The organism is Bacillus sp. C30, assembly GCF_040838255.1.
Taxonomy (GTDB): Bacteria; Bacillota; Bacilli; order Bacillales; family Bacillaceae_G; genus Bacillus_A; species Bacillus_A mycoides.
On the sequence record NZ_JBFPJH010000015.1, the window covers coordinates 12,753 to 36,593 of the forward strand.

The following is a 23,841-nucleotide window of genomic DNA, read 5'->3' on the forward strand; positions in this document are numbered from 1 at the left end:
CTTACACATTAAAGAACCGCAATGCACACACAGTTTTACGATTAATATTCGAATTTACGACATAAAATATGAGTTGTTCTAAAGTTTTTATGCAAAACTATTGCAAAATAGTTAAAAAACGAATATTATATATAACTGTTGTGAAAATTATTCGTAAAAAGAAAGGATGTTTATATGTTTAACCTTTCAAAACATAAAACTTCTATTAAAACTGAAATTATGGCAGGTATTATTACCTTTTTAACAATGGCATATATCATTGTCGTAAACCCTGTCATCCTTGGGGATGCAGGTGTTCCGTTTGAACAAGCATTTACAGCTACAATTATCGCTGCTGTTGTCGGAACATTATTTATGGCGATCTTTACTAATTTACCAATCGCAATTGCACCAGGTATGGGATTAAATGCTTACTTCTCTTATTCTGTTGTAAAAGCCCATGAAGGCATGACTTTCGCAATTGCATTCTCTGCTGTATTCGTAGCAGGTATGATTTTAATTTTGTTATCATTCACATCTTTCCGTACGAAATTAATGGAAGTAATTCCTGAGAACTTAAAACATGCACTTACTGCTGGTATCGGTCTTTTTATTGCTTTTATCGGTTTGCGCTTAACGGGAATTGTTACAAAAAATGATGCAAACTTAGTTGGGCTTGGCGATCTTCACTCTGCTCCAGTTCTACTAGCATTAGCTGGCCTTGGAATTACAATTATCCTTATGTCTTTAAATATAAACGGGGCACTATTTATCGGAATGTTATTAACTGGTATTATCGCTTACTTCACAGGTCAATTAACATTCTCAAGCGGCGTTACATCAATGCCTGGATTACCAGAAGGAATTATCGTTTCAAATCCAATTACTGCTGTATCTGATGTAATTAACTACGGATTATACGGCGTTGTCTTCTCATTCTTCCTTGTTACACTATTTGATACAACAGGTACACTACTTGGCGTTGCACAACAAGGTGGATTTATGAAAGATGGAAAGCTTCCAAAAGCAGGACGAGCTCTTCTATCTGACTCATTCTCAGCAACAATTGGAGCTATGTTCGGAACAACACCATCAACAGCTTACATTGAATCATCTGCTGGTGTTGCAGCTGGTGGTCGTACTGGTTTAACAACTGTTACAGTAGCTGTTCTATTTGCATTAGCAGCATTCTTCGGACCGTTAGTGAGCGCTGTTTCTGGCGTTTCAGCTATTACAGCACCATCACTAATTATCGTTGGTAGTCTTATGATGGGCTCAGTTCGCCACATCGATTGGGATACATTCGATGAAGCATTCCCAGCATTTTTAGTAATCTTAAGCATGCCACTTACATCAAGTATCTCAACAGGTATTGCACTTGGATTTATTTCATACCCACTTATGAAAGTGGCAAAAGGACAATTCCGTGCTGTTCACCCACTTGTGTATTTATTCGGGATCTTGTTCGCTTATCAATTAGTTTTCTTACCACATTAAAATCCCTCGTTGTGAGGGATTTTTTATTTACAAAAAAACATTTGACAACAGCATACACTTATGGAATAATTCGAAATAGTTAAATATTCGATGTCTTATCAAGAGCAGGTGGAGGGATGAGCCCTACGAAGCCCGGCAACCGACCCATTTATGGGCACGGTGCTAATTCTTACAACACATTGTGTTGAAAGATAAGAGTAATATGATAAGACGTCTTTTCTATATGAAAAGACGTTTTTATTTTCACTCCCTCCTCTCTTTTCTTAATTTAGGAGGGATTTTTTTATGAAAAAATTATGTTCCACCGTACTCATTATTCTCTTACTCGCATTAACAGCTTGCACAAATGAACAAGATGCTATCTCTTCACAAAAGCAACAAACGGTGAAGAAAGAAACTACTACAGCAGCAAATCATTTACAAACAGAAATTCCAAGCCAAGTAAAAAAGCCATTAAAAATCGCATTAATTATGCAAATGTCCATCGGAACTTTTTCCTCTCAATATATTGAGGGTGTCAAAAAACAAGTCGAGCTATTCGGCGGCAGTGTGCAAGTCTACAATTCTGATAATGATTTAGCAAAAATGGCAGCAAATCTAGATACTGCTATTAATTCAAAAGTTGATGGTATTTTAATTGATCACGGTCGCTCTGAAGCACTAAAACCCGGAGTAGAAAAAGCATTACAAGCGAATATTCCTGTAGTTGCATTTGATAACGACCTACGCTTACCAGGCGTAACGATTATTGATCAAGATGACTATAGTCTTGCATGGAAATCATTAAAAACGTTAGCGGAAGATCTGAATGGACAAGGGAATATCGCCGTCGTATGGGTTGGCGGATTTGCTCCAATGGAACGTCGCAATGTTATCATTGATGCTTTTTATAAACGTTATCCAAATATAAAAGAAGTTGTACGCTTTGGTACCGCTAGTAATAACACACCACTTGATACGCAAACACAAGTAGAGGCTTTACTAAAAAAATATCCGAAAAAAGGTGATTTACAAGCTATTTTCGCTTCGTGGGATGAGTTTGCTAAGGGGGCCGTCAAAGCACTCGAACAAGCTGGTCGTACAGATATAAAAGTATACAGCATTGACTTAAGTAATGAAGATTTACAACTCATGCAAAAAGAAAATTCACCTTGGACTGCTACGGCTGCAACCGATCCAGCTGAAGTCGGTAAAGTTCAAGTGCGTTTCTTATACAAGAAAATCGTTGGTGAACAAACGCCAGATATTTATTCACTAGAACCTTATTTAGTAAAGAAAAATAGTTTGCCACAAGAAAATATAACGATGGATCAATTATCAAAACATATAAACGGTTGGGGAGACTCGAAAGATGCATATTCACCTTGGATGAAAAAATTAGAGAAGGAGAAAAAATGATGACATTCTCTCTTCAAAACATTACACATTCTTATCACATCTCTACCCCTGTACTAGAAAATGTTTCTATTAACATACAAAAAGGAAAAGTTCACGCTTTACTAGGAATGAATGGTGCAGGAAAAAGTACTTTACTAAAAATAGCAACTGGTGAAATTCAACCAGTTGCTGGGAATATAAAAATTGATAATCAGTCTATTTCCTTTACTTCACCACGCGATGCAAAAAAACATGGTATTTCTTTCGTAACACAAGAAGTGGATCACGGACTTATTCCTGGATTATCTGTATTAGAAAATATACTAATCGATCATTTAGCAATGCAAAATAAAGTACTATTTTCAAAGTCAAAATTAGTCTCACTCGCTAAACAACATTTGCAAACTGTACAGGCTGATTTAAATGTTTCGGAAGATGTTTCAAACTGCTCATTACATGAAAAACAATTACTTCTTATCGCAAGAGCTTTATCCAACAATACAAATTATCTTTTATTAGATGAGCCTACTTCTTCTCTTGGACCGAAAGAAGTTGAAACCTTCGGGCAACTATTAAAAGATTTAACATTGAAAGGAATTGGCATCATCTTAATTTCTCATCGTTTATCAGAGATTCGAAATTTCGCGGATGATGTAACCGTATTACATAACGGTAAAGTTGCACTTTCTGAAGCGATCACAAAGGTTACAGATCAACAAATTGTGGAAGCGATGACTGGAAAACAACTTACACTTCCTATTAATACAGCGCCAAAACGAGGGAGCGAAGAATTATTTAAAGTACAAGAACTTCCATTACACAAAGACCATTCTCCCCTTTCTCTCACCGTACGGAAAGGTGAAACTGTTGTGATATACGGATTAATTGGCAGTGGCAAAACAACACTTGCTGAAACGTTATTTGGTACTCGTCATACTTATCACGCAGAAATAGATGGTCAAACAATAACAATTAAAACACCGCGAGATGCGATTAAAGCAAAGATCGCACTTGTACCAGAGGAAAGAAGAAAACAAGGCGTATTTCTTTCGGAAGATATTATAAGCCACACTAATTTACACCAATCAGGTTGGAGACGAAAGCAAACCGAAGTAAATAATGCTACTACAGCAATTTCTTCTTTCAGCATTTCACCCAATGACCCAAAAGCATTTATTCATTCACTTAGCGGTGGAAACCAGCAAAAAGTCTCCATTGCAAAGTGGCATGGATTCAAACCGAATCTATTTCTTTTGGACGAGCCAACTAAAGGTGTAGACATAGCTGCAAAACAAGACATTTTTCAATTCATTCGTAACATTACTGAAAACGGAAGTTCCGTAATTTACTTCACAGGAGAACAAGATGAAGCACTACATATCGCTGATCGCATTCTTATACTCGCAAACGGAGAATTTGTAGGTGAATACTTACCAGACGAACTATCTCCTGAACAGCTTTTACATTTATCTGAAGGGAGTTATTCCATTGAATCTCGTTCATAAAACAAAAACTAAGAAACTATATTTACCTACTCATCTTTTTTATCAATTTAGTACGATTGCTATCATTATAGGTGTTACAATTTTCTTCTCTATCGTCAACGATTCTTTTTTAACATACAACAATATTAGTGATATTTTACGTTCCATTTCTATCGTAACGTTACTTGCAATTGGTGTTACCTTTACATTAATTGTAGATGGATTTGATTTATCAGTCGGCTCTACCGCTAGTTTAGCAACCATTGCCGCTGCTTCCTGTCTCATTTTATATCGACAAGAACTATTAGTCACACTCCTTGTTCCTATTCTTTGTGGGCTATTAGTTGGATTATTAAATGCACTACTCGTTATCCGAATTAAACTACCAGATTTACTAGCTACATTAAGTATCATGTATATCGTGAATGGACTACACTTAACATTTTCAAAAGGATCTTCTATTTATGAAGGAATGTCTGGTGCCAAAGGACATTTTATTCCATCCTTTTTATTTATCGGTCAAGGTTCTGTGTTAGGAATTCCAGTCCCTGTCATTATCATGCTTATCGTCGTTTTAATTGCATATGTATTTTTAGAAAAAACAACGTACGGTCGTTTCTTTTATATGACAGGTGGGAATCGAGAAGCTGCTAGACTAGCTGGTATTCCTACTGATCGTTACCGTGTATATGCTTATATGATTAGCGGTTTACTTGCCTCTATTGGCGGTATTATTCTATGTAGCCGCGTTGGAACAGGACAAGTTTCAGCTGGCGCCCCATTATTAATGGATGCAGTTGCAGCTGCCTATATCGGTTATGCAATGTTCGGTGCTAAGAAACCAAATGTCATCGGAACATTTCTTGGTTCCGTATTAATTGGAATCATATTAAACGGCCTTACAATGATGAACGTTCCTTATTATGCGCAAGATATCATTAAAGGCAGTATTTTAATTGCAGCTTTAGCCTTTTCATTTATTAAAAAGAAGCGTAAATAAAAAAGTAGCGCATCGAATTCCGATGCGCTACTTTCCTTTTGCAACAATCACACGAACTACTTTCAACGCAAAAAGCAAAAGACCGTTCGCTATTGCTGTAACACCTAAGAAGATTGCTATCATAAGCTCTCCCATTCCGTTATTAAATATAAAAATAATAGAAGAAATGAAAGCCAAAATAAACAATATGAACGCTGGTATACATTTAATAAAAGGCTTCTCAAATGATCTTTTAGAAAGAAGAAATGTAATTAACAATGTCATAATAAAAACAAAATATACCGCAAATAAAAAAGTCATATGAAAGCCTCCTCTACGACCAAACTACTTAAAAGAGGTTAGAAACCTTTAATATTTCTCATTTACCTGCAATTCTTTACTATACTTTTGAATGAACACTGATGAAATAACCATTACCATTCCTATACTAAAACCAATAAGCTGATCTAATAACATTTCATCATGAATGAACCAGCGCAGTAGAAATACGCCACCAAAAATAAGCAACATTGTAAATCCAGTATGTCTAAGCCCTTTATATACATTTTCCATATGTATCACCTCTCTACATACTTTTATCCATATTATACCATAATCCCAAAATGTATATAACCAACATTCGGTATTGAAACCAATAATAAAAAAGGCTGCAGAGAACGCCTTCTCCACAGCCTAATTATTATTTTTGCAAAAACGCCTGTAAATCTGCAAATTGTCTCTTTGCATCTTCATAGCCTTGCTCATATAAACTTTGTAATTTAGCCGTATCCTTTTCCATACGATCTACTTGAAGCGGCACTTCTGGGCGAATAACAAATAAATTACCAGCTTGCTCTTCTTTTTCAATGTAGTGAAGTGTTTCATTATACACTTCATAACGATTCAGCATCGTATTTACAAGGTTTGGATACTTCTTATAAGCCTTTGCTGCAATCCAACCAAATTTTGATTTTTTCTTCGCGTAACCATGATTTCTCGTCAAAATAACGACTGATTTTTTAAATCCATCTTCCTGTGCTTTACGAACTGGAATCGGATCTGAAATCCCGCCATCTAACAATTGCTTACCTCGGTAGTTTACTGCCGGTGCAATGAAAGGTAATGAACTAGATGCTTGCAATAAATTTAGTGCATCATCATTCGTTCCCTCTTTTTCAAAATAAACAGACTGTCCTGTTTCACAATCAGTTGTTCCTACAAGGAAACGCTCTGGACTATTAAAGTATGTTTCAAAATCAAACGGTACATGCTTTTCTGGAATTTCATGAAAAATGAATTCCATATCAAATAGCTGACGTTTTTTCCACAAGTTTTTATACGATAAATACTGCGGATGTGATGCATAATCAATATTTACTGTTTTATTTCTATTTCTTTGTCTGGAAAGATACGACGCTGCATGACAAGCACCAGCTGATACACCAATTACATATGGAAAATATAAATCTTGTTCCATAAAATATTCTAATATCCCGCCCGTATATACACCACGCATACCGCCGCCTTCTAATACTAACCCCGTATTTTCAAGCATGTTATTCTCTCCTCTTTATATATATTGACTCTTTAATTATTCACTATGTTAAGTATCTTTTTCTATTATATATGAGTTCTTTCAGAAATTATATTGAAAAGGCTTGAAATGGAGGGGTTTTTTCTTCCAATTATATTTCCAAATGACCAGAGACATCCTTTATAAACCTTTGAATACAATCTTGCTCTTCTTTCGTATATCCATCTAAAAGTAACAGCCACTTTTCTTCAGCTTGTTTATGCAATTTTTCATGAGCTTTATATATTTCATTTCCTCTTTCCGTTAAGCGGAAGAAAATTTCTTTTTGATTATCTAACATTTGCATTTTCTCAACGAATTGCTTTTGAAACAACTTTGTACAAATTTTAGAGATTGCGCCTTTCGTCATTCCCATTTCTGTTGCAATAGCAGTTACATTCATCAGACCATTTTTTCCGATACACTCGATAACATGTAACTCAGATAAAGACATACCACTTACACCTGTCTCACGAAGAAACTTCTCATTATTTTCTTTCAAATGCTCTTCTTTTTTATGAAAAAGTGTACGAATATCCGAAAGTATTTCCATTTGTTTCGCTGTACGTTCCAATCCATTCGCCTCCTAAGTTTCCAAAGAAACAATTTAACTATATACCATTTTAAAATCATTTTTTCATCTTTACAAGTGAGAAAATCATGTTAAAATTAATTTGGTTTCCAAGGAAACCAAATGACAAGGAGGTTAACATTATGGAAAAAACCAAACTGAATTTCATTTTATATGTTGTCTGTATGAGTGCCTTACTCGGTTCCTTCGCTCAAAATATTTATACACCTATCTTGCCGATGATTCAAAATTCGTTTCATACTTCTCTTTATCTTGTAAATTTAACCGTTTCACTTTTCACATTCGTTCTTGCGGTTATGCAGCTCATATACGGACCTTTAATTGATACCAAGGGAAGAAAATCTGTCCTTATCCCTAGTTTAATCATTAGTACAATCGGCTCAATTGGTTGTGCTTTCTCACCAAACATTTACTTATTTCTATTTTTTAGAGCTGTTCAAGCTATAGGAATAGCGGCTATACCTGTAGTTGCAGCAACGATTATCGGTGATTTATTTGAAGGAAAAGAACGCGGAGAAGCGATGAGCCTTTATCAAATGTTACTTGCTCTCGCACCTGCAATCGGTCCTCTCATAGGTGGCTATCTCGGCAGTATAAATGGCCACTTATCTGTATTTCTTTTTTTATCTACAATTGGCATCATCTTATTAATTATAAACATTTCACTACTTCCAGAAACAAAACCAAATGTAATTGAGAAACCTAAAGCAAAAAAGAATTACTGGCTTATCTTAAAAAATAAAACTGGATTTTCCATTACACTTATTGGCTTTATTCAATTTTGTATATATTTCTGTTTCCTCGTTTTTTTACCTAGCATATTAACAAATATATTTCATCTAAGCGCAAGCGAAATTGGTCTTATGTTTGTACCGATGTCCCTTTCTCTTATGTTAGGAAGCTATTGCTACAAATTTTTGCAAAAACATTTCACAACAAAGCAGGCTTTATTCATCACTAGTTTCTTCAACATTATATGTGTCACTTTATTCTCTTTCACATATAGCATCAATATCCCATCCGTAATTATCGTTACCTCTTTATACGGTTTTAGTATGGGACTTTCTATGCCGACTCACACTACTTTATTAACGGAAGAATTCGTACAAGAACGCGCAACTGCCATCGGTATGTACAACTTCATTCGCTATCTTGGTATGGGTACAGGGCCTATTGTAGGTGGGTTTCTTTTATTTAATCAAAATTACTTTTGGATTTTCTTCCTAGGGGCAATTATATTTCTACTTATAGTTTTACACGCAATGAAAATGCTACATTCCCATGCTGCACAAAGAGCTTAAGAGACCTATAGATGGTCTCTTAAGCTCTTTGATCAGCAACGATATGAATATCAATATACTTCGTTTGTCTCATAATTTCATTTACAATAGAACCTTTTCGTATTTCTTCCCACCGTGTTCTCGCCGATTGCCCAAGTAAAACTTGTGTCACCTGTAGTCTTTTTGCAACTTCAATAATAACATCAGCGGGCTTTCTTCCCTTTGCTTCTTCTAATACAAAGCTCGCATCAAATTGATTCGTTAGCGATTTCCATTCTTCAATCGTTTGCTTTTTGCCTGCTGAAATAGAATCTATATTTTCTCTTTCAACGTTTAACACATACAATTCAGCATTTAGCCGATCAGCCATGCGCCAACCTCTCCGTATTAATTTCTCTGCTGTTGAACTGTATTGTACACAAACGAGAATTTTTTCTTTCACACCGATCGGTTCTATTACTGTTTGGCTAATTTTCTCATCCATATCATCTGCAACTTCTCGAAGTGATAACTCTCTTAATGCCCCTAAATTATTTATCGTAAAGAAGTTTTGTAAGCTTTGTTGAATTTTTTCTTCCTTATATATCTTTCCATCTATTAATCTCTTCCGGAGTACCTCAGGTGTTGCATCAACAAGCTGAATTTCATTTGCTTTTTGTAAAATAAAGTCTGGAATACGCTCTCGTACTTTGACATTCGTAATTTGAGCTACAATATCATGAACGCTTTCTAAATGTTGAATATTAAACGCTGATAATACAGATATACCGGCATCTAACAATTCCTGCACATCCATGTAACGTTTCTTATTTTTCGATCCGGGAATATTACTATGCGCAAGTTCATCCACAACAACAATTTGTGGTGCCCGCTTTATAATTTCTTCTACATCAAGTTCATAAAATACTTTCCCTTTATAATCTATTTCTTTTAAAGGAACTTTTTCTAAATCAGCAATTGCTTCTTCCGTCTCTTTTCTACCGTGTGTTTCAATTAAACCAACTACAATATCAATACCGTCTTTTTTCATCTCTCTTGCATCAAATAGCATTTTATAACTTTTCCCAACTCCAGGTGCAGCCCCTACGTATAGCTTTAACTTTCCACGATTTTGCTGCCGAATATATTCTAAATACTCTTCTGGCGTTCGCCTTTGAAACGTCGGTTTATAGTCATCCGCATACAAAACACTCACACCCTTTCTTTCGAAACAACGCTACCTCAATCCGTTAGATTGAGGTAGCACTGTTACTATTTCATTAGTTTCTGTAATTCTAAATTTAACTTTAAGACGTTCACGCGATCTTCTCCAAACAAGCCAAGCGCTGCACCTTCCGTTTGATCCTTAATCAATTGATCTAGCTTTTCTTTCGGAATATTCGTTAATTTCGAGATGCGATCTACCTGTACAGAAGCCGCCTTCGGACTAATGTCAGGATCAAGCCCTGAACCTGAATTCGTCACTAAATCTATTGGTACTTCTGTAACTGGAATGGCCCGGTTTTGTTTCTTCCAGTCATCAATACTTTTCTCAACTCGTTTTGCTAAATCTGGATTAGACGGTGCATAGTTATTTGAACCAGATGCTTCTGCTTTATATTCTATACTAGAGACACGTCCATGAAAATAACGTGGATCTGTGAAATTTTGACCGATTAATTTTGAACCAACTACTTCATCTTTATCATTATATATAAGACTTCCATCCGCATTATCCTTCATTACCGCTTGCGCAATACCAGTTACAATAAGCGGGTATACGAGGCCGCACAAAACTAGAAATGTAAAAGTAATACGAATAATTGATGAAAGTATACTTTGTTTTTTCGCCATCTTTTTTCCCCTCTTCCTTATATGAACAAGCCGACAATCATATCAATTACTTTAATTCCAATGAATGGAACGATAACTCCACCAAGCCCATAAATGAGTAAGTTTCGGCTAAGCAATGCATTAGAACTCATCGGTTTATACGCAATACCTTTCATCGCTAACGGAATTAGTAGTGGAATAATAACTGCATTAAATATTAATGCTGATAAAATCGCTGAAAGTGGCGATGTTAATTTCATAATGTTCAATGCTTCCATTTGCGGAATTGCTAATGTAAACATCGCTGGAATGATTGCAAAGTATTTTGCTATATCGTTTGCAATACTAAACGTTGTTAACGCACCACGCGTCATTAACAATTGCTTACCAATTCCTACAACCTCAATGATTTTTGTTGGATTCGAATCTAGATCAATCATATTCGCTGCTTCTTTCGCAGCTGTCGTACCACTATTCATCGCTAATCCAACATCCGCCTGCGCTAATGCCGGGGCATCATTTGTACCATCACCTGTCATCGCTACAAGTTTCCCTTTGTCTTGCTCTGCTTTAATAACCGCAATTTTATCTTCTGGTTTACACTCAGCAACGAATTCATCTACTCCTGCTTCCTTTGCAATTGTTGCTGCTGTTAACGGATTATCACCTGTACACATAACCGTTTTAATTCCCATTTGACGTAATTGTTCAAAACGTTCACGCATACCAGGTTTCACTGTATCCTTTAAATATATTAAACCGTAAATACGATTGTCTACTGCAACTACAAGTGGTGTTCCGCCTTCTTTTGAAATCAAATCTGCTTTTTGATTCACATCTTTTGGAATCATCCCGCCTTGCGATTGAACCCATTCAATCACGGCACCAACAGCACCTTTTCTCACTTTCGTTCCATCCTGTAAATCAACACCGCTCATTCTTGTTTCTGCTTTAAATGGAACAAATTCACCTTGTTCTGCAATTTCTCTATTATATGATATAGATTTCGTTTGTACATATTCTATAACAGATCGACCTTCTGGTGTTTCATCTAAAACTGAGCTAATCGCAGCCCATTTTCCTACTTGCTCAATCGTTTCATTTCCTACTGGTAGCAGTGTATGTGCCATCCGGTTCCCGAAAGTAATCGTACCTGTTTTATCTAAAATAATCGTATTAATATCGCCCGCAGCTTCTACTGCTTTCCCTGACATCGCTAATACATTAAACTTTGTTACGCGGTCCATCCCAGCAATACCAATCGCTGATAATAACCCACCAATTGTCGTTGGAATTAAACAAACTAACAATGCTACAAGTACAGCTGTATCAATTTGAAACCCTAAATAGTTTGTAAAAATCGGCAACGTCACAACGACGATTAAGAAAATTAGAGTTAAACTCGTTAATACTGTGTTTAAGGCAATTTCATTCGGCGTTTTTTGACGCGCAGCTCCTTCTACTAAAGAAATCATTTTATCAATAAATGATTCGCCAGGGTTACTCGTAATTACAATCGTAATCTCATCACTTACGACCATCGTACCGCCTGTTACTGAACAAAAATCGCCACCCGCCTCTTTTATTACAGGAGCTGATTCCCCTGTAATTGCAGATTCATCGACAGACGCTAAACCTTTAATTACTTCACCATCATTTGGAATCATTTCTCCTTGTTTTACAATAACAATGTCACCTTTTCTCAGATCAGTTGCTGAAACTTGAACAATATCTCCATTTTCTTTTACAACATTTGCAAACACATCTTTCTTCGATTGTTTTAAAGAATCGGCTTGCGCTTTACCACGCCCTTCAGCTAAAGCTTCTGCAAAGTTAGCAAATAAAACTGTAAATAATAGAATGAGAGAAACTGTTATATTAAACCACCCTGGTACACTACTAGAACTACTTGGAAGAAAGGATAAAATTAACGTAATGATAAATCCAATTTCCACAACGAACATAATCGGATTCTTTATCATTACTTTCGGATTCAATTTCGCAAAGGATTGTTTCATCGCATGTGTCACGATATCACGATCCATCGTTTTTGCTTGTCTAACCTCATCTTCTACAGCATGTATTTGTGACTCATTTACTCTTTTTTCTTTTACTACTACCGGTCTCATCATTTACCCTCCATTACTTCAATGTAAGAAATTCTGCAATTGGGCCAAGTACTAACATCGGGAAGAATGTTAACGCACCAACAATTACAATTGTTCCAATAAAGATCCCTCCAAATAAACCATTATCCGTACGGAATGTCCCGACTGTTTCTGGTACTACCGTCTTCTCTTTCAGTGAAGCTGCAACAGCTAGCATCGTAATTAAACTGAAATAGCGTCCTAAAAACATAACTAAACCAGTCGTAATATTCCAAAACGGTGTATTATCCCCCAATCCTTCAAATCCAGATCCGTTATTCGCAGCTGACGATGTATATTCATATACAACTTGCGTTAAACCGTGGAAACCTGAATGAGAAATTGCATCCGTTCCTAAGCTTGTTGAAAGAGCTAATGCTGAAAACCCTAAAATAAGCAATGGATGAAATAAAATCGTTACCGCAATCAATTTCATTTCCTTACCTTCAATTTTCTTACCTAAAAACTCCGGTGTCCGTCCAACCATTAACCCAGATATAAAGACTGCAATAATTGCATACATAATAATGTTCACAAAACCTGCTCCAACACCGCCGTATACTGTATTTAACATCATATTTACGAGTGGAACTAGACCACCAATTGGTGTTAACGTATCATGCATCGTATTAACGGCCCCTGTTTCAGCAGCTGTCGTCACTGTTGCGTATAGGGAAGAAAATACTGTTCCAAATCGGACTTCTTTTCCTTCTGTACTTCCTTGTACATGTTCGATACCCATTCCATTTAACACTGGATTTCCATGTAATTCAGATGTCGTAATCGTTATAAATCCTAGTAAAAACACCATGAATAGTGACACGAAAAGGATGCGACCTTGTTTTTTATTTCCTACCATTCGTCCGTACGTAAATGGAAGTGCTGTTGGCAATAACATCATAAGCATCATTTGCAAAATATTACTCATTTGCCCTGGATTTTCAAAAGGATGTGTAGAGTTTGCCCCGAAAAATCCACCGCCGTTATTTCCAAGTTCCTTAATTGAAACGAATGATGCAACTGGACCACGTAAAATACTTTGCTTCGCACCATCAATTGTTTGTGCTGTAACTGCTCCATCTAACGTTTGTGGTATACCAAGTGCGACAAAGACTAACGCCGCAATAAATGCGATAGGAAGAAAAACTCTCGTTAAAGCTCTCGTAAAATCAACGAAAAAGTTACCGAGTTCTTTTCCAGCGAGTCCTCTTATAAAAGCCATAACGAGCGCTAACGTCGTTGCTGGTGCCGCAAACATTAAAAATGTAATCCCGATTAATTGTGATAAATAAGATAAGCCATTTTCACCGCTATAATGCTGTAAGTTTGTATCAGCCATAAAACTAATTGCTGTATTAAAAGCGAGCGTAGGCTCCATCCCTTCGATATGCGCTGGATTTAATGGCAATACGCCTTGTAATCTGAAAATGAAATATACGACAACAATCATAAATCCATTGAGTAAAACTAATGATAATGCGTACTGTTTCCACGTTTGATTGTATGCTTTTACACCCGTAATTTTAAAAATAAGTTTTTCAAAAGGCCCGAATACTTTATCTAGCGTTTTGCTACCTTGAAAAGCTTTTTCTAAATAAATTCCCGTTGGCTTTGCTACTAAAATAAACAAGAGCATTGTAATAACGACTGCAACCCAAATCATAATGAATGATTCCCCCTAATTAAAACTTCTCTGGATTTAATAATGCGTACACTAAGTACACCGTAATCGCTGCAACAATAACCGATAAGGCAATCATCATGATTGCTTCCCTTCTTTCACAACTTTATCTGACCAACTTGCAAGACTTGCCATCGATGCGACTAACCCAACAAAAATACCGATCATTACAACATCTAACATAACTACCCCTCACTTTTGTTAAATTTTACCATCTAGTTATCAAAAAAAGAACACTAAGCTCTACTTAGTGTTCGAAACGAACAACACAAAGTAAACCTCCTCTCTAAACGCTTACGAGGTTAGCTGTCGGATTCGGGCCTAAAGAGTAGCCCTACTTTCAAAATTGAAAGATTCACCCCAAGTGACAATGCACAAAATTGGTTCCCCCGCTCCATTTCTGGAACTCAGCGATTTTAGGTTTTTTTTGGAAATTTTATGAATGATTTATGAGAGTAAATATACTCCTCTAAATTTAACTTGTAAAGGGGTAAATTACTGAAAATAAGAAAATATCCATCTATTTAAGCGTTTACATTAGTTGTTATTAATATTTTTTCATCTGTTTTCTCGTCTTTCCTTTCTTTTTCACAGAAATGATCTTTTAAATACGAAATAAAAAGAGCGAATTACATGAAGTGCATAGCTTGTTGCACTCAGCATTCGCTCTTTTTTCATTCAACCTTTATTCTCCACGCAAAAAAGCACGCAAATTTCTCCCTCGAATATAAACTTGTGATAATTCCGCATGTAACTGCTCATATTCGGTAATATCCGCCTCTAAATACAAAACATCTTTTGATGGTAATATAATATATGGACCTGGAAAAAGAGGATCGAGCACTACCAATTCGTGAACTCTCTCTACCGATATCGCCCAACGATTCGCTATATCTCCTAGTAACAACACTTTCATCTTCATTTCCCCTACCTTATTCAAAAAATAAAAAAGAAATATTATCACAGTTCGTAAACACTACAAATTTAGCTCCAATTGTTTCATAGAGCCTGGCCGGATAGCGTTTATTCTTTGTAACAACAGTAATAGGCGCTTGAAAAGAAAAACGAATGTGTTCTGTGAAGAAACTAACTATCGGAAGCTCATCCCCTAGTAAAATCACCTTCTTAATACGTGTGCAAATACTAGTAAAATCCTTCTCCTTATTACAGCTATAAGCTGATTCAAACCCATACTCTCTAACTTCAGCCGCTATCTCTTCATTGGCTGTAAAAATAATTAACTCATGCTGAAATGCTACTAGCTCTCTTAAACTCTTTACCTTGTTTTTTTCTCCAACACAAATAAGTGTTAGTTCCATGTACCTCATCCGCCTTAGCATAAAAGAACTCAAACATAGATTGATATTCTCCTATACTAATCAGACCGATGAAGTGATGTATCCATCATGGCACCGTCCTCTCTCAAGACGCTTACGAAGTTAGCTGTCGGATTCGGACTTTGAGAGTAGCCCTACTTTCAACATTGAAAGATTCACCCCTAGTGACGACGCACAAATTGGTTCCTACGCTCCATAAATTTGAATTCAGCGTATTACAAAATAATCTATTTCCCCCATATAATACGGAATGAAAAACAGATTCTGGCTGATATATTACTCCTGAATTTTGAAAAAGTAAACACAAAAAAAGCCAGTTAACAAACTGGCTTCTCGTATCTTTATACATGCGTCTTATTCAATTTATATGCAAAATGATTCGTCGGCCCATGACCACTTCCAATATTCAATGGCTCTTCAATTGCTATACTAATAAATCGTTTTGCTTCTTGAACTGCCTCTTCCATCAAGTAGCCTTTCGCAAGTCCTGCTGTAACCGCTGAAGCAAATGTACACCCACTTCCGTGCGTTTGCTTCGAAGGAATTCGTTCACTTTTAAATTCAATAAACTGCTCACCATCAAAGAGTAAATCAATTACTTCATTACCTTGATATTCTGCATGTCCGCCCTTCATAAGCACATATTTAGCCCCTAATTCATGCAATACTTTTGCAGCTTCCTTACTATCTTCTACATTATGAATCTCCATTCCAGTTAACACTTCTGCTTCAGGAACATTCGGTGTGACAACAGTTGCTACTGGCAATAAATATTCTTTTAATGCTTGTACTGCTTCTTGTTGTAATAATGACGCACCACCTTTAGCAATCATAACAGGATCTAGCACAATATTATTCCAGCCAAATTTCTTAATATGCTCTGCCACAATTTGAATAATTTCACTACTAAATAACATTCCCAGTTTTACAGCATCTGGCGTTAAATCCGTACCAATTGAATTAAGCTGCTCCGTAATCCCTTCTAAAGAAACAGGATATACCCCTTGAACGCCAAGCGTATTTTGAGCAGTAATTGCTGTAATAGCCGTCATTCCATACACACCAAGCTCTTGGAATGTTTTTAAATCCGCCTGAATCCCAGCGCCGCCTCCGCTATCAGACCCTGCAATTGTTAAAGCTTTATTCACTTTCATCCCACTCATCCTTTTCTACCCAAAATAGCGATGATAAATTGTTTTCGCTTCGCTTATATCTTTCGTGCCATGTACAAGTACACGGCCATCTTTAAAAGCAACTAATCTCTTTTCTCCAACAGAAAAGGATAATAAATATGGATTTACATTCAAATCAGTCACACGATCATTCAGCAATCTTTTATATTGTTCAAAATCCATTTTCTCTTTATGAGGTGGTCTAATTTGAACTGTATTTCTCCCGCATAACACCGCTGTCTTTGAAGTATTTTCCTTATTTAAATACGGATATAATGCTTGCTCACCACACGATAGACAATTATGTTTACGAAGTTTACGAAGCTTTCGCACATTCATACATGAATACTCATTTTTCCATACATCAAATGACACAAGCCCATCTCGAAGCGAGTCATAATCTTCTACTAACAGTTTAAGCGTTTCCGTTACTTGATGAGAAACGACGAGAGATACAGCAGGTGATATAATCCCCGCTGTGTCACATGTCGCTCCGCCAAGTGGAATCGATTGTAATAAACAAGATAAACATGGCGTTTTTCCTGGAAGAATAGTATAAGAAAGACCGTAACTCCCTACACATGCCCCATAAACCCATGGAATAGAATATTTTTGTGATATATCATTCACAATGAAACGTGTTTCGAAATTGTCAGTCGCATCGATGATTACATCAACATTTGTAACGAGTTCTTCCAACTCTTCAGCCGTTACATCCTGAACGAGAGCTTCTACTCTTACTTCACTATTAACCTCTTCTAGACGTTTTTTTGCCGCTACAGCCTTCGGAAGATTATTCTCTACATCACTCTCTGCATACAATTGTTGTCTTTGTAAATTACTCCAATCGACATAATCACGGTCAACAATTGTTACTTGACCAACGCCTGCTCTTACAAACATCTCTGCGTTTGCACTACCTAATGCGCCTGCACCGATAATAAGTACATGCTTTGTTCTTATCTTTTTTTGCCCTTCTTCCCCAATTGGAGAAAATAGCTCTTGGCGAGAATATCGATTATTCAACTACGCTCATTCCTTCTAAAGGACTACTTGCTGTTGCACAACGTTTACGTGCAATACGACCTGCTTCAAACCCTAATCGTCCTGCCTCAATACCTAATTTCATTGCGTATGCCATTTTAATAGGATCGTTCGCTCCAGATACTGCAGTATTCAATAACACACCATCCGCTCCTAATTCCATCGCAAATGCCGCATCAGCTGGGCTACCAATACCTGCGTCAACGATAACTGGTACTGTCGCTTGTTCAATAATGAAGCTTAAATTTAATGGATTTACAATACCAAGTCCTGATCCAATTGGTGATGCTCCTGGCATAATCGCATGCACACCAAGTTCTTGTAGTTTGCGTGCTAATACAACATCATCAGATGTGTAAGGAAGAACGATAAATCCTTCTTCTAGTAACATTTCAGATGCCTTTAACGTTTCTACTGGATCAGGTAATAACGTTCTATCATCACCAATAACTTCTACTTTTATCATGTCACAAAGTCCAGAAGCTTTTGCTAATTTTGCAATACGAACAGCTTCTTCAGCATTTTTTGCTCCTGCTGTATTCGGTAATAACGTATATTTTTTCACATCAAGTTTCTCTAATAAATTAGGCTGCTTCGCATCAAATATATCCATACGACGTACTGCGAATGTTAAAATCTCAGCCTCAGAAACATCAATTGCCTTTTGCTGCACATCAAAATCAGGGAATTTCCCTGTTCCTAATAAAAGTCTAGAATGAAATGAAAATTGTCCAATGTTTAACATAATCAACCGCCTCCTACGAAAGTTACAATCTCAATTTGGTCCCCATCAAAAACAGATGTATCGTTATGATCATCTTTTTGTAAAATATCTTTATTACGTTCTACTACAACAATTCTGTTATCTAACTCTAAATGTGTAAGTAGCCCAGCTACTGTTTTTACACTCTCTGGTACTTCAATTTGGTTACCATTAATTTTCAAATTCAAACTTCCATCCCCTTTCTAAACCGTTTTAGAAAGCAATGAATCTAGCAAGTGATTCTCCTGCTTCCCTTCTATTAAATCAGCCATATACTGACCAGAAACAGGACTTAATAAAATGCCGTTTCGATAATGTCCAGTACAAGCATATAAACCTTTTATTTCCTCATGCTCTCCCATATAAGGAGCTTCATGATTAGACTGCGGTCTTAACCCAGCCCACGTACTTTCCCATTCTGCTTCTTTTAAAGCAGGCAATATTGTGTAGGCACGCTCTAATATGGAAGTAATACTTTCTGGTTGTACAGACTTATTAAACGTATGAGGCTTCATCGTTGCCCCAATCACATAACGGCCACCGCGCTTCGGCGTAATATAAAACCTCTCCTGGAAAATAGGAGCTTTCAACAGAGGTTTCCTGCTTCTTACTGCAACAACCTCCCCCTTAACAGGATATGTACCCCAATCACTCTGAAAATAATGTAGCAATTTCGTACTCCATGATCCTCCGGCGATAACGACTTTTTCACATGTGATTACACCTTCGCTTGTCACAATTCCAGTCACTTTATTATTTTCAATACGAATATCAACCACTTCTGTTTGTTCATATATATCAGCTCCGGAAATTGCTGCAGAATGTGCGAATGCTTTCGTAAGCTCTGGTGCAATAACGTGACCATCTTTCGGATAATATACCGCTCCTATAATTGACTCGGAAAGAAACGGTTCTTTTTCCCGTAAATGGTCCCCCGTTAGAAATCGGGAATCTTCACCTGTTTTCTGCTGCCAATCCATAATATGAAGAATTCTTTTCTTCTCATCTTCATTTTGAGCGATGCGATAAATGCCCTTTTCTTCATACCCAATATCGATGCCTGTTTTTTCACGTAAAACTGCTGCAAGTTGTGGAAATATAGCACGGCTTTCTCTAGCAAGCTCAAACAACGGATCATATGCATCCCATTCTGCCTGAACACCGAGCAAACCAGCAGCTGCTTTCGAAGCTTCAGATGCGATTCTTTGCTTCTCTACAATCGCTACTTTATGCCCTCTTTCTGCTAGAAAGTGTGCAACTGAACTACCAATTACACCTCCGCCAATAATCGCTACATCATACTTCTTACACATGTTTTTCCGCCCACTTTCTTATTGATTCCTTATAAGATTTCGCCTTGCTATACGGATTACTACTGCTTATAATCCCGGACATAACAGCAATGCCACTTACACCATTTGCAAGAACATCACCTGTATTTTCAGGGATAATCCCACCAATTGCAGTTATTGGTATGGATAAACAACTTGCCATATGAGCAATTTCTTCTAATCCTCTCGCTGGCACACCTTTTTTACAATCTGTCGGAAATACATGACCATAAACGAGTGAATCTGCTCCATTTTTAAATGCTACTATCGCTTCATCTAAAGAATGTACTGAATAGCCAACATGCAAATAAGAAAACTTTTCTTTCACCGACCTTACATCTGCGCTTCGATATCCTAGCTGCACACGCGGAATATTTAATAGAATAGCAATATCAATTCGATCATTTATCACTATCTTCGATGCTGGAAAGCCTTTCCCAAAAAGACTTTCCACACCTTCATACAATTCCTTCGTACTTTTCTCACGCTCACGAATATGCAAATAATCGATCTCACTCTCAATTTGCATCGCTACATTCACTAACTCTTCGAATGGCATATGGCCATTTGAGATTACATGGAGCTCATTTTTCATATTCATTCGCCTACTTTAAAATGTTTTCAAATAATTCATCGGCTGGAACGATTTCTTTCGTCATTCCTTTGTCTTTCAACCATTTGTTTTGTTTCTCCCATGACTCTTTTGAATCCGATAAGAATGGCTCATCTTTCGTTTCCATCTTCTCTAATAAAATTTTCATACTTTCTTTTTCAACTTCTGGTACAAGCGGGAAGTTTTCTTTTTCTTGATGATCTAATAAAATATTTAATGCTTCATCGGGTTTTTTCTTCATAAAGTCATACCCTTTTTGTGCCCCACGTAAAAAGGCTTGCAATGCTTCTTTATCTTTTTTCAACGTTTTATCACCCGTTACAAACACAAGCTCATGATAGTTCGGTACACCATAATCTGCTGGATTAAAGTATGCTGGTTCATGACCTTCATGACGCATAACAGGTACTTCATGGTTAATGTATGCTCCTGTTACCGCATCCACTTTTTTCGTAATTAATGCTGGTACTAAATCAAAGCCAACATCGACTACTTTCACTGTATCTGGATTACCACCAGCTTCTTTTACCATCGTTTTTAAATACATCTCACTTAAAGGTGTTCCAGAATATCCAACTGTTTTCCCCTCTAAATCTTTTGGCGATTGAATGCCTGCTGACTTCAGTGATACAACATGATTTAACGGTGAACGTACGACAGCTCCAATTGATTTCACTGGAATTTGTTCATTTGCTTTTGCCATGACAACATCTGGTTGATAATACAAACCAACTGTCACTTTCCCTGCCGCCGCTAGCGTTAATGGATCAGTCGGATTAGAAGGGAATTTAATATTCACCTTGACTCCTTCTTCTTTAAAGTATCCTTTTTCAATTGCCGTATAAATAAAGCTATGTACCGCATTCGGGTACCAATCAAGCATTACTGTTATTTCTTTTTCTGATTTATTCTTATCTGATGCCGAGTTACTCGAACATCCTGCAATCATTGCAACTAATAATGTAAACACAAAGATGCGTTTTAATAATTTCATGAATGTTTCCTCCAACTAATAAATTTCTTTTCTAATATCGAAACAAGTATGACGAAGAAAATAGCTAATAATGATAACAATACAATTGGTGCAAATACACCAGCTCCGTCTAACTGCGTCATCATTCTTTTACTGAAATATCCAAGCCCAGCTTGTGCACCGAGCCATTCACCAATCGCTGCCCCAATAACGCTAAGTGGTATCGCAATTTTTAACGCTGAAAAAAAGTAAGGAAGAGCAGATGGCAACTTTAGCTTTAGAAAAACATCTTTTTTCGTTGCACCATATGTAACTAATAGCTCCTCCCATTCTTTTTTCGTACTGCGCAGTCCATCATACGTATTGACCGCAATTGGGAAAAACGTAATTAAAACGGTAACAACAACCTTACTCCAGATGGTATATCCAAACCATAAAACGAAGAGCGGTGCAAGCGCAGTGATCGGGATTGTTTGTGAAGCAACTAATAACGGATAAAATGCTCTTTCCATCCACGTACTCGCATTCATTAACATTGCTAGCCCTACGCCCAGTACGATAGAAATAACAACGCCTATTAAAACGACGTACAACGTTGCAGGTAAATGAACCGTAAATAATATATCTTTCAGCGCCCATATCTTCATTACAATTGCAGAAGGTGATGGCAAAATGTACATCTCATCTACAATTCTTGCTCCTACTTCCCACAGAGCAAGTAAAATTCCACTTAATATAAGGGCAGGTAATAACTCCTTCAAACGATTCATCATACGAGTACCTGCCTTTGTAACATACTAAGGAGCTCTTCTTTAAGCGCTAACACTTCAGGCTTATATAAATCTTTTCTTGTTCGGTTACGATCAAGCGGCACAATTCGCTCAGTTAAAGTTGCTATCGGTTGATTTTCTACAACCAAAATTCGATTAGAAAGAAACAATGCCTCTTCAACATCATGAGTGATAAATAAAATTGTTTTTTCCCACTCTTTCCATTGTTCAAACAACCATTCTTGCAAAGATGCCTTCGTTAAAGCGTCCAATGCGCTAAACGGTTCATCTAACAATAATATCTCCCCGCCTGTTAATAAAGTTCGGATAAAAGATACGCGTTGCCTCATACCACCAGATAAATCTTTCGGATATTTTTTCTCGTACCCTTGTAAACCAAATTTATGTAACAGTTCTTTCGCTTTTACTTGCGCTTCTTTCTTCTGCACACCTTGGCACTCTAGCGGCAGGGCCGCATTCTCAATAATCGTCCTCCACGGCAAGAGCATATCTTTTTGGGGCATATACCCTACAGAATGACTCTTTGTTTCTGTCAGCTCTATCTGTCCAGTACTTGCCTCTTCTAAGCCTGTAATAAGGCGAAATAAAGTACTTTTCCCGCATCCACTCGGTCCGATAATACTTACAAACTCTTTATCTTGTATAGAAGCATTTAATTCATTGATGATTGGTTTCTCATCATAATGAAAGGAAACATTATGAAACTGTAGTATGTTCTTGCTCCTCAAAACCCCACATCTCCTTACGATAAGCCATATCCCAGAATAAATATTCAAATCGGCTGGAATATAAGAAAATCTCCTCTAATCGGTCTAGCTCTTTCTCTGACTTTCCAACTGCCATTTCATTTAATAAATCTATTAACCAAATACAAAGGTTACCGTATTCTTCAGAACTATATCCTTGAATCCACTCTCCAAAGAACTCATGATCTCTTGCTCCAGGAATATCATTTAAACGCTTTCCAATCTCCCAATAACTCCACATACATGGAAGTAAAGCTGATATTAATTCAGCAATTGTGCCATTTTGAGATACAGACATCATGTAATTTGTATATGCTAAATTTTTAGCAGATGGTTTCGCAGATTCCATCTCTTGTACAGAAATACCAAGTCTTTTTGCATACTGTTTATGAATCGTCATTTCACCATTTAAAATCCCATCAATTTGCTCTGCAAATTTTGCCATAACTTGTGGATTCGTTGCCTTTACAACCCCAATTGCATATAGCTTTGCATAATCTAACAAATATAAATAATCTTGAATAATATAGTACTGGAATTTGTCTTTTTCCAACGTACCATCCCCCATACCTACTACAAACGGATGATTATGACTTTTCTCCCAAACAGGCTGCACCGTATCAAATAATCTTTCACAAAATTTCATTAATAATTCCCCTTCCTATATATC

General features: G+C 36.8%; 27 protein-coding genes and 3 riboswitches. Of the genes, 5 read left to right on the forward strand and 22 right to left on the reverse strand.

Annotated features, from left to right (window positions below):
- Window positions 1-174: 174 nt before the first annotated feature.
- From AB3X49_RS03475 to AB3X49_RS03490, 4 genes are all read left to right on the forward strand, one after another.
- A complete protein-coding gene (locus tag AB3X49_RS03475; protein ID WP_002029878.1) occupies window positions 175-1,476 on the forward strand; it encodes an NCS2 family permease in 1,302 nt (433 codons plus the stop codon).
- Window positions 1,477-1,568: 92 nt separating this feature from the next.
- Window positions 1,569-1,674: riboswitch (SAM riboswitch) on the forward strand.
- Window positions 1,675-1,761: 87 nt separating this feature from the next.
- On the forward strand, window positions 1,762-2,874 hold the full coding sequence (locus tag AB3X49_RS03480) for a sugar ABC transporter substrate-binding protein (RefSeq protein WP_367960525.1): 1,113 nt from the start codon (window positions 1,762-1,764) through the stop codon (window positions 2,872-2,874).
- Window positions 2,871-4,358: a sugar ABC transporter ATP-binding protein gene (locus AB3X49_RS03485; protein WP_367960528.1), complete on the forward strand. Its 1,488-nt coding sequence runs from the start codon at window positions 2,871-2,873 to the stop codon at window positions 4,356-4,358. The genes AB3X49_RS03480 and AB3X49_RS03485 overlap by 4 nt, the downstream gene beginning before the upstream one ends.
- Window positions 4,342-5,337, forward strand: a complete 996-nt coding sequence (locus AB3X49_RS03490; protein WP_001054974.1) for an ABC transporter permease — start codon at window positions 4,342-4,344, stop codon at window positions 5,335-5,337. The genes AB3X49_RS03485 and AB3X49_RS03490 overlap by 17 nt, the downstream gene beginning before the upstream one ends.
- A 27-nt stretch (window positions 5,338-5,364) precedes the next feature.
- Here the strand turns inward: AB3X49_RS03490 and AB3X49_RS03495 are convergent, their stop codons facing one another.
- From AB3X49_RS03495 to AB3X49_RS03510, 4 genes are all read right to left on the reverse strand, one after another.
- Entirely contained in the window at window positions 5,365-5,637 is a 273-nt protein-coding gene (locus AB3X49_RS03495) for a sugar ABC transporter ATPase (protein ID WP_367960530.1), read from the reverse strand.
- A 48-nt stretch (window positions 5,638-5,685) separates the two neighbouring features.
- A complete protein-coding gene (locus tag AB3X49_RS03500; RefSeq protein WP_000432819.1) occupies window positions 5,686-5,889 on the reverse strand; it encodes a hypothetical protein in 204 nt (67 codons plus the stop codon).
- Window positions 5,890-6,016: 127 nt separating this feature from the next.
- Window positions 6,017-6,871 carry a patatin-like phospholipase family protein gene (locus tag AB3X49_RS03505; RefSeq protein ID WP_002140445.1) on the reverse strand — a complete coding sequence of 285 codons (855 nt, stop codon included), beginning with the start codon at window positions 6,869-6,871 and terminating at the stop codon, window positions 6,017-6,019.
- Between the two features lie 130 nt (window positions 6,872-7,001).
- Window positions 7,002-7,463, reverse strand: coding sequence for a MarR family transcriptional regulator (locus AB3X49_RS03510; RefSeq protein ID WP_367960532.1), 462 nt, complete (start codon window positions 7,461-7,463; stop codon window positions 7,002-7,004).
- A gap of 140 nt (window positions 7,464-7,603) precedes the next feature.
- Here AB3X49_RS03510 and AB3X49_RS03515 point away from each other — a divergent pair, with 140 nt between their 5' ends.
- The gene (locus AB3X49_RS03515; RefSeq protein ID WP_002169125.1) at window positions 7,604-8,782 is read left to right on the forward strand and encodes an MFS transporter; all 1,179 of its coding nucleotides are present in this window, start codon (window positions 7,604-7,606) and stop codon (window positions 8,780-8,782) included.
- A 19-nt stretch (window positions 8,783-8,801) separates the two neighbouring features.
- On the opposite strand, the gene kdpDN is transcribed toward AB3X49_RS03515, so the two are convergent.
- From kdpDN to tenA, 18 genes are all read right to left on the reverse strand, one after another.
- Complete coding sequence (kdpDN, locus tag AB3X49_RS03520; RefSeq protein WP_087946251.1) at window positions 8,802-9,956, reverse strand: KdpD-like non-kinase potassium sensor; 1,155 nt, start codon at window positions 9,954-9,956, stop codon at window positions 8,802-8,804.
- A gap of 56 nt (window positions 9,957-10,012) precedes the next feature.
- The gene (gene kdpC / locus AB3X49_RS03525; protein ID WP_367960535.1) at window positions 10,013-10,594 is read right to left on the reverse strand and encodes a K(+)-transporting ATPase subunit C; all 582 of its coding nucleotides are present in this window, start codon (window positions 10,592-10,594) and stop codon (window positions 10,013-10,015) included.
- Between the two features lie 17 nt (window positions 10,595-10,611).
- Window positions 10,612-12,702: a potassium-transporting ATPase subunit KdpB gene (kdpB, locus tag AB3X49_RS03530; RefSeq protein ID WP_040963033.1), complete on the reverse strand. Its 2,091-nt coding sequence runs from the start codon at window positions 12,700-12,702 to the stop codon at window positions 10,612-10,614.
- Between the two features lie 13 nt (window positions 12,703-12,715).
- Window positions 12,716-14,383, reverse strand: coding sequence for a potassium-transporting ATPase subunit KdpA (gene kdpA / locus AB3X49_RS03535; protein ID WP_367960537.1), 1,668 nt, complete (start codon window positions 14,381-14,383; stop codon window positions 12,716-12,718).
- A gap of 19 nt (window positions 14,384-14,402) precedes the next feature.
- Complete coding sequence (kdpF, locus tag AB3X49_RS03540) at window positions 14,403-14,483, reverse strand: K(+)-transporting ATPase subunit F (RefSeq protein WP_000972378.1); 81 nt, start codon at window positions 14,481-14,483, stop codon at window positions 14,403-14,405.
- Complete coding sequence (locus AB3X49_RS03545; protein ID WP_000887888.1) at window positions 14,480-14,584, reverse strand: SipW-dependent-type signal peptide-containing protein; 105 nt, start codon at window positions 14,582-14,584, stop codon at window positions 14,480-14,482. The genes kdpF and AB3X49_RS03545 overlap by 4 nt, the downstream gene beginning before the upstream one ends.
- 94 nt (window positions 14,585-14,678) lie before the next feature.
- A riboswitch (cyclic di-AMP (ydaO/yuaA leader) is annotated at window positions 14,679-14,824 on the reverse strand.
- 262 nt (window positions 14,825-15,086) lie between these two features.
- Entirely contained in the window at window positions 15,087-15,317 is a 231-nt protein-coding gene (locus AB3X49_RS03550; protein WP_016101779.1) for a hypothetical protein, read from the reverse strand.
- Window positions 15,318-15,333: 16 nt separating this feature from the next.
- On the reverse strand, window positions 15,334-15,720 hold the full coding sequence (locus AB3X49_RS03555; protein WP_002010661.1) for a hypothetical protein: 387 nt from the start codon (window positions 15,718-15,720) through the stop codon (window positions 15,334-15,336).
- A gap of 93 nt (window positions 15,721-15,813) precedes the next feature.
- Window positions 15,814-15,961, reverse strand: a riboswitch (cyclic di-AMP (ydaO/yuaA leader).
- A gap of 118 nt (window positions 15,962-16,079) precedes the next feature.
- Window positions 16,080-16,892 (reverse strand): bifunctional hydroxymethylpyrimidine kinase/phosphomethylpyrimidine kinase, encoded by an 813-nt coding sequence (gene thiD / locus AB3X49_RS03560; protein ID WP_483298764.1) that lies wholly within the window; start codon window positions 16,890-16,892, stop codon window positions 16,080-16,082.
- A gap of 15 nt (window positions 16,893-16,907) precedes the next feature.
- Window positions 16,908-17,936 carry a thiazole biosynthesis adenylyltransferase ThiF gene (locus AB3X49_RS03565; protein WP_367960541.1) on the reverse strand — a complete coding sequence of 343 codons (1,029 nt, stop codon included), beginning with the start codon at window positions 17,934-17,936 and terminating at the stop codon, window positions 16,908-16,910.
- Complete coding sequence (gene thiG / locus AB3X49_RS03570) at window positions 17,929-18,699, reverse strand: thiazole synthase (RefSeq protein ID WP_002186754.1); 771 nt, start codon at window positions 18,697-18,699, stop codon at window positions 17,929-17,931. The genes AB3X49_RS03565 and thiG overlap by 8 nt, the downstream gene beginning before the upstream one ends.
- A 2-nt stretch (window positions 18,700-18,701) precedes the next feature.
- Window positions 18,702-18,905: a sulfur carrier protein ThiS gene (thiS, locus tag AB3X49_RS03575; protein WP_001049509.1), complete on the reverse strand. Its 204-nt coding sequence runs from the start codon at window positions 18,903-18,905 to the stop codon at window positions 18,702-18,704.
- A 15-nt stretch (window positions 18,906-18,920) separates the two neighbouring features.
- Window positions 18,921-20,030, reverse strand: a complete 1,110-nt coding sequence (gene thiO / locus AB3X49_RS03580) for a glycine oxidase ThiO (protein ID WP_107887840.1) — start codon at window positions 20,028-20,030, stop codon at window positions 18,921-18,923.
- Window positions 20,023-20,643, reverse strand: coding sequence for a thiazole tautomerase TenI (gene tenI / locus AB3X49_RS03585; protein ID WP_367960544.1), 621 nt, complete (start codon window positions 20,641-20,643; stop codon window positions 20,023-20,025). The genes thiO and tenI overlap by 8 nt, the downstream gene beginning before the upstream one ends.
- 10 nt (window positions 20,644-20,653) lie before the next feature.
- On the reverse strand, window positions 20,654-21,655 hold the full coding sequence (locus tag AB3X49_RS03590) for an ABC transporter substrate-binding protein (RefSeq protein WP_002140427.1): 1,002 nt from the start codon (window positions 21,653-21,655) through the stop codon (window positions 20,654-20,656).
- Complete coding sequence (locus AB3X49_RS03595) at window positions 21,652-22,404, reverse strand: ABC transporter permease (RefSeq protein WP_002029858.1); 753 nt, start codon at window positions 22,402-22,404, stop codon at window positions 21,652-21,654. The genes AB3X49_RS03590 and AB3X49_RS03595 overlap by 4 nt, the downstream gene beginning before the upstream one ends.
- The gene (locus AB3X49_RS03600) at window positions 22,404-23,153 is read right to left on the reverse strand and encodes an ABC transporter ATP-binding protein (protein WP_002134471.1); all 750 of its coding nucleotides are present in this window, start codon (window positions 23,151-23,153) and stop codon (window positions 22,404-22,406) included. Before AB3X49_RS03600 ends, AB3X49_RS03595 begins: the two co-directional genes overlap by 1 nt.
- Window positions 23,122-23,817: a thiaminase II gene (gene tenA, locus AB3X49_RS03605; protein WP_002010642.1), complete on the reverse strand. Its 696-nt coding sequence runs from the start codon at window positions 23,815-23,817 to the stop codon at window positions 23,122-23,124. The genes AB3X49_RS03600 and tenA overlap by 32 nt, the downstream gene beginning before the upstream one ends.
- Between the last annotated feature and the right edge of the window lie 24 nt (window positions 23,818-23,841).

Coding starts and splice junctions, on each gene's coding strand:
- AB3X49_RS03475 (WP_002029878.1), top strand. CDS start 175: ATGTTTAACCTTTCAAAACATAAAACTTCTATTAAAACTGAAATTATG.
- AB3X49_RS03480 (WP_367960525.1), top strand. CDS start 1,762: ATGAAAAAATTATGTTCCACCGTACTCATTATTCTCTTACTCGCATTA.
- AB3X49_RS03485 (WP_367960528.1), top strand. CDS start 2,871: ATGATGACATTCTCTCTTCAAAACATTACACATTCTTATCACATCTCT.
- AB3X49_RS03495 (WP_367960530.1), bottom strand. CDS start 5,637: ATGACTTTTTTATTTGCGGTATATTTTGTTTTTATTATGACATTGTTA.
- AB3X49_RS03500 (WP_000432819.1), bottom strand. CDS start 5,889: ATGGAAAATGTATATAAAGGGCTTAGACATACTGGATTTACAATGTTG.
- AB3X49_RS03505 (WP_002140445.1), bottom strand. CDS start 6,871: ATGCTTGAAAATACGGGGTTAGTATTAGAAGGCGGCGGTATGCGTGGT.
- AB3X49_RS03515 (WP_002169125.1), top strand. CDS start 7,604: ATGGAAAAAACCAAACTGAATTTCATTTTATATGTTGTCTGTATGAGT.
- kdpC (WP_367960535.1), bottom strand. CDS start 10,594: ATGGCGAAAAAACAAAGTATACTTTCATCAATTATTCGTATTACTTTT.
- kdpB (WP_040963033.1), bottom strand. CDS start 12,702: ATGAGACCGGTAGTAGTAAAAGAAAAAAGAGTAAATGAGTCACAAATA.
- kdpA (WP_367960537.1), bottom strand. CDS start 14,383: ATGATTTGGGTTGCAGTCGTTATTACAATGCTCTTGTTTATTTTAGTA.
- kdpF (WP_000972378.1), bottom strand. CDS start 14,483: ATGATGATTGCCTTATCGGTTATTGTTGCAGCGATTACGGTGTACTTA.
- AB3X49_RS03545 (WP_000887888.1), bottom strand. CDS start 14,584: ATGTTAGATGTTGTAATGATCGGTATTTTTGTTGGGTTAGTCGCATCG.
- AB3X49_RS03550 (WP_016101779.1), bottom strand. CDS start 15,317: ATGAAAGTGTTGTTACTAGGAGATATAGCGAATCGTTGGGCGATATCG.
- AB3X49_RS03555 (WP_002010661.1), bottom strand. CDS start 15,720: ATGGAACTAACACTTATTTGTGTTGGAGAAAAAAACAAGGTAAAGAGT.
- thiD (WP_483298764.1), bottom strand. CDS start 16,892: ATGAAAGTGAATAAAGCTTTAACAATTGCAGGGTCTGATAGCGGAGGC.
- thiG (WP_002186754.1), bottom strand. CDS start 18,699: ATGTTAAACATTGGACAATTTTCATTTCATTCTAGACTTTTATTAGGA.
- thiO (WP_107887840.1), bottom strand. CDS start 20,030: ATGTGTAAGAAGTATGATGTAGCGATTATTGGCGGAGGTGTAATTGGT.
- tenI (WP_367960544.1), bottom strand. CDS start 20,643: ATGAAAAATGAGCTCCATGTAATCTCAAATGGCCATATGCCATTCGAA.
- AB3X49_RS03590 (WP_002140427.1), bottom strand. CDS start 21,655: ATGAAATTATTAAAACGCATCTTTGTGTTTACATTATTAGTTGCAATG.
- AB3X49_RS03595 (WP_002029858.1), bottom strand. CDS start 22,404: ATGAATCGTTTGAAGGAGTTATTACCTGCCCTTATATTAAGTGGAATT.
- tenA (WP_002010642.1), bottom strand. CDS start 23,817: ATGAAATTTTGTGAAAGATTATTTGATACGGTGCAGCCTGTTTGGGAG.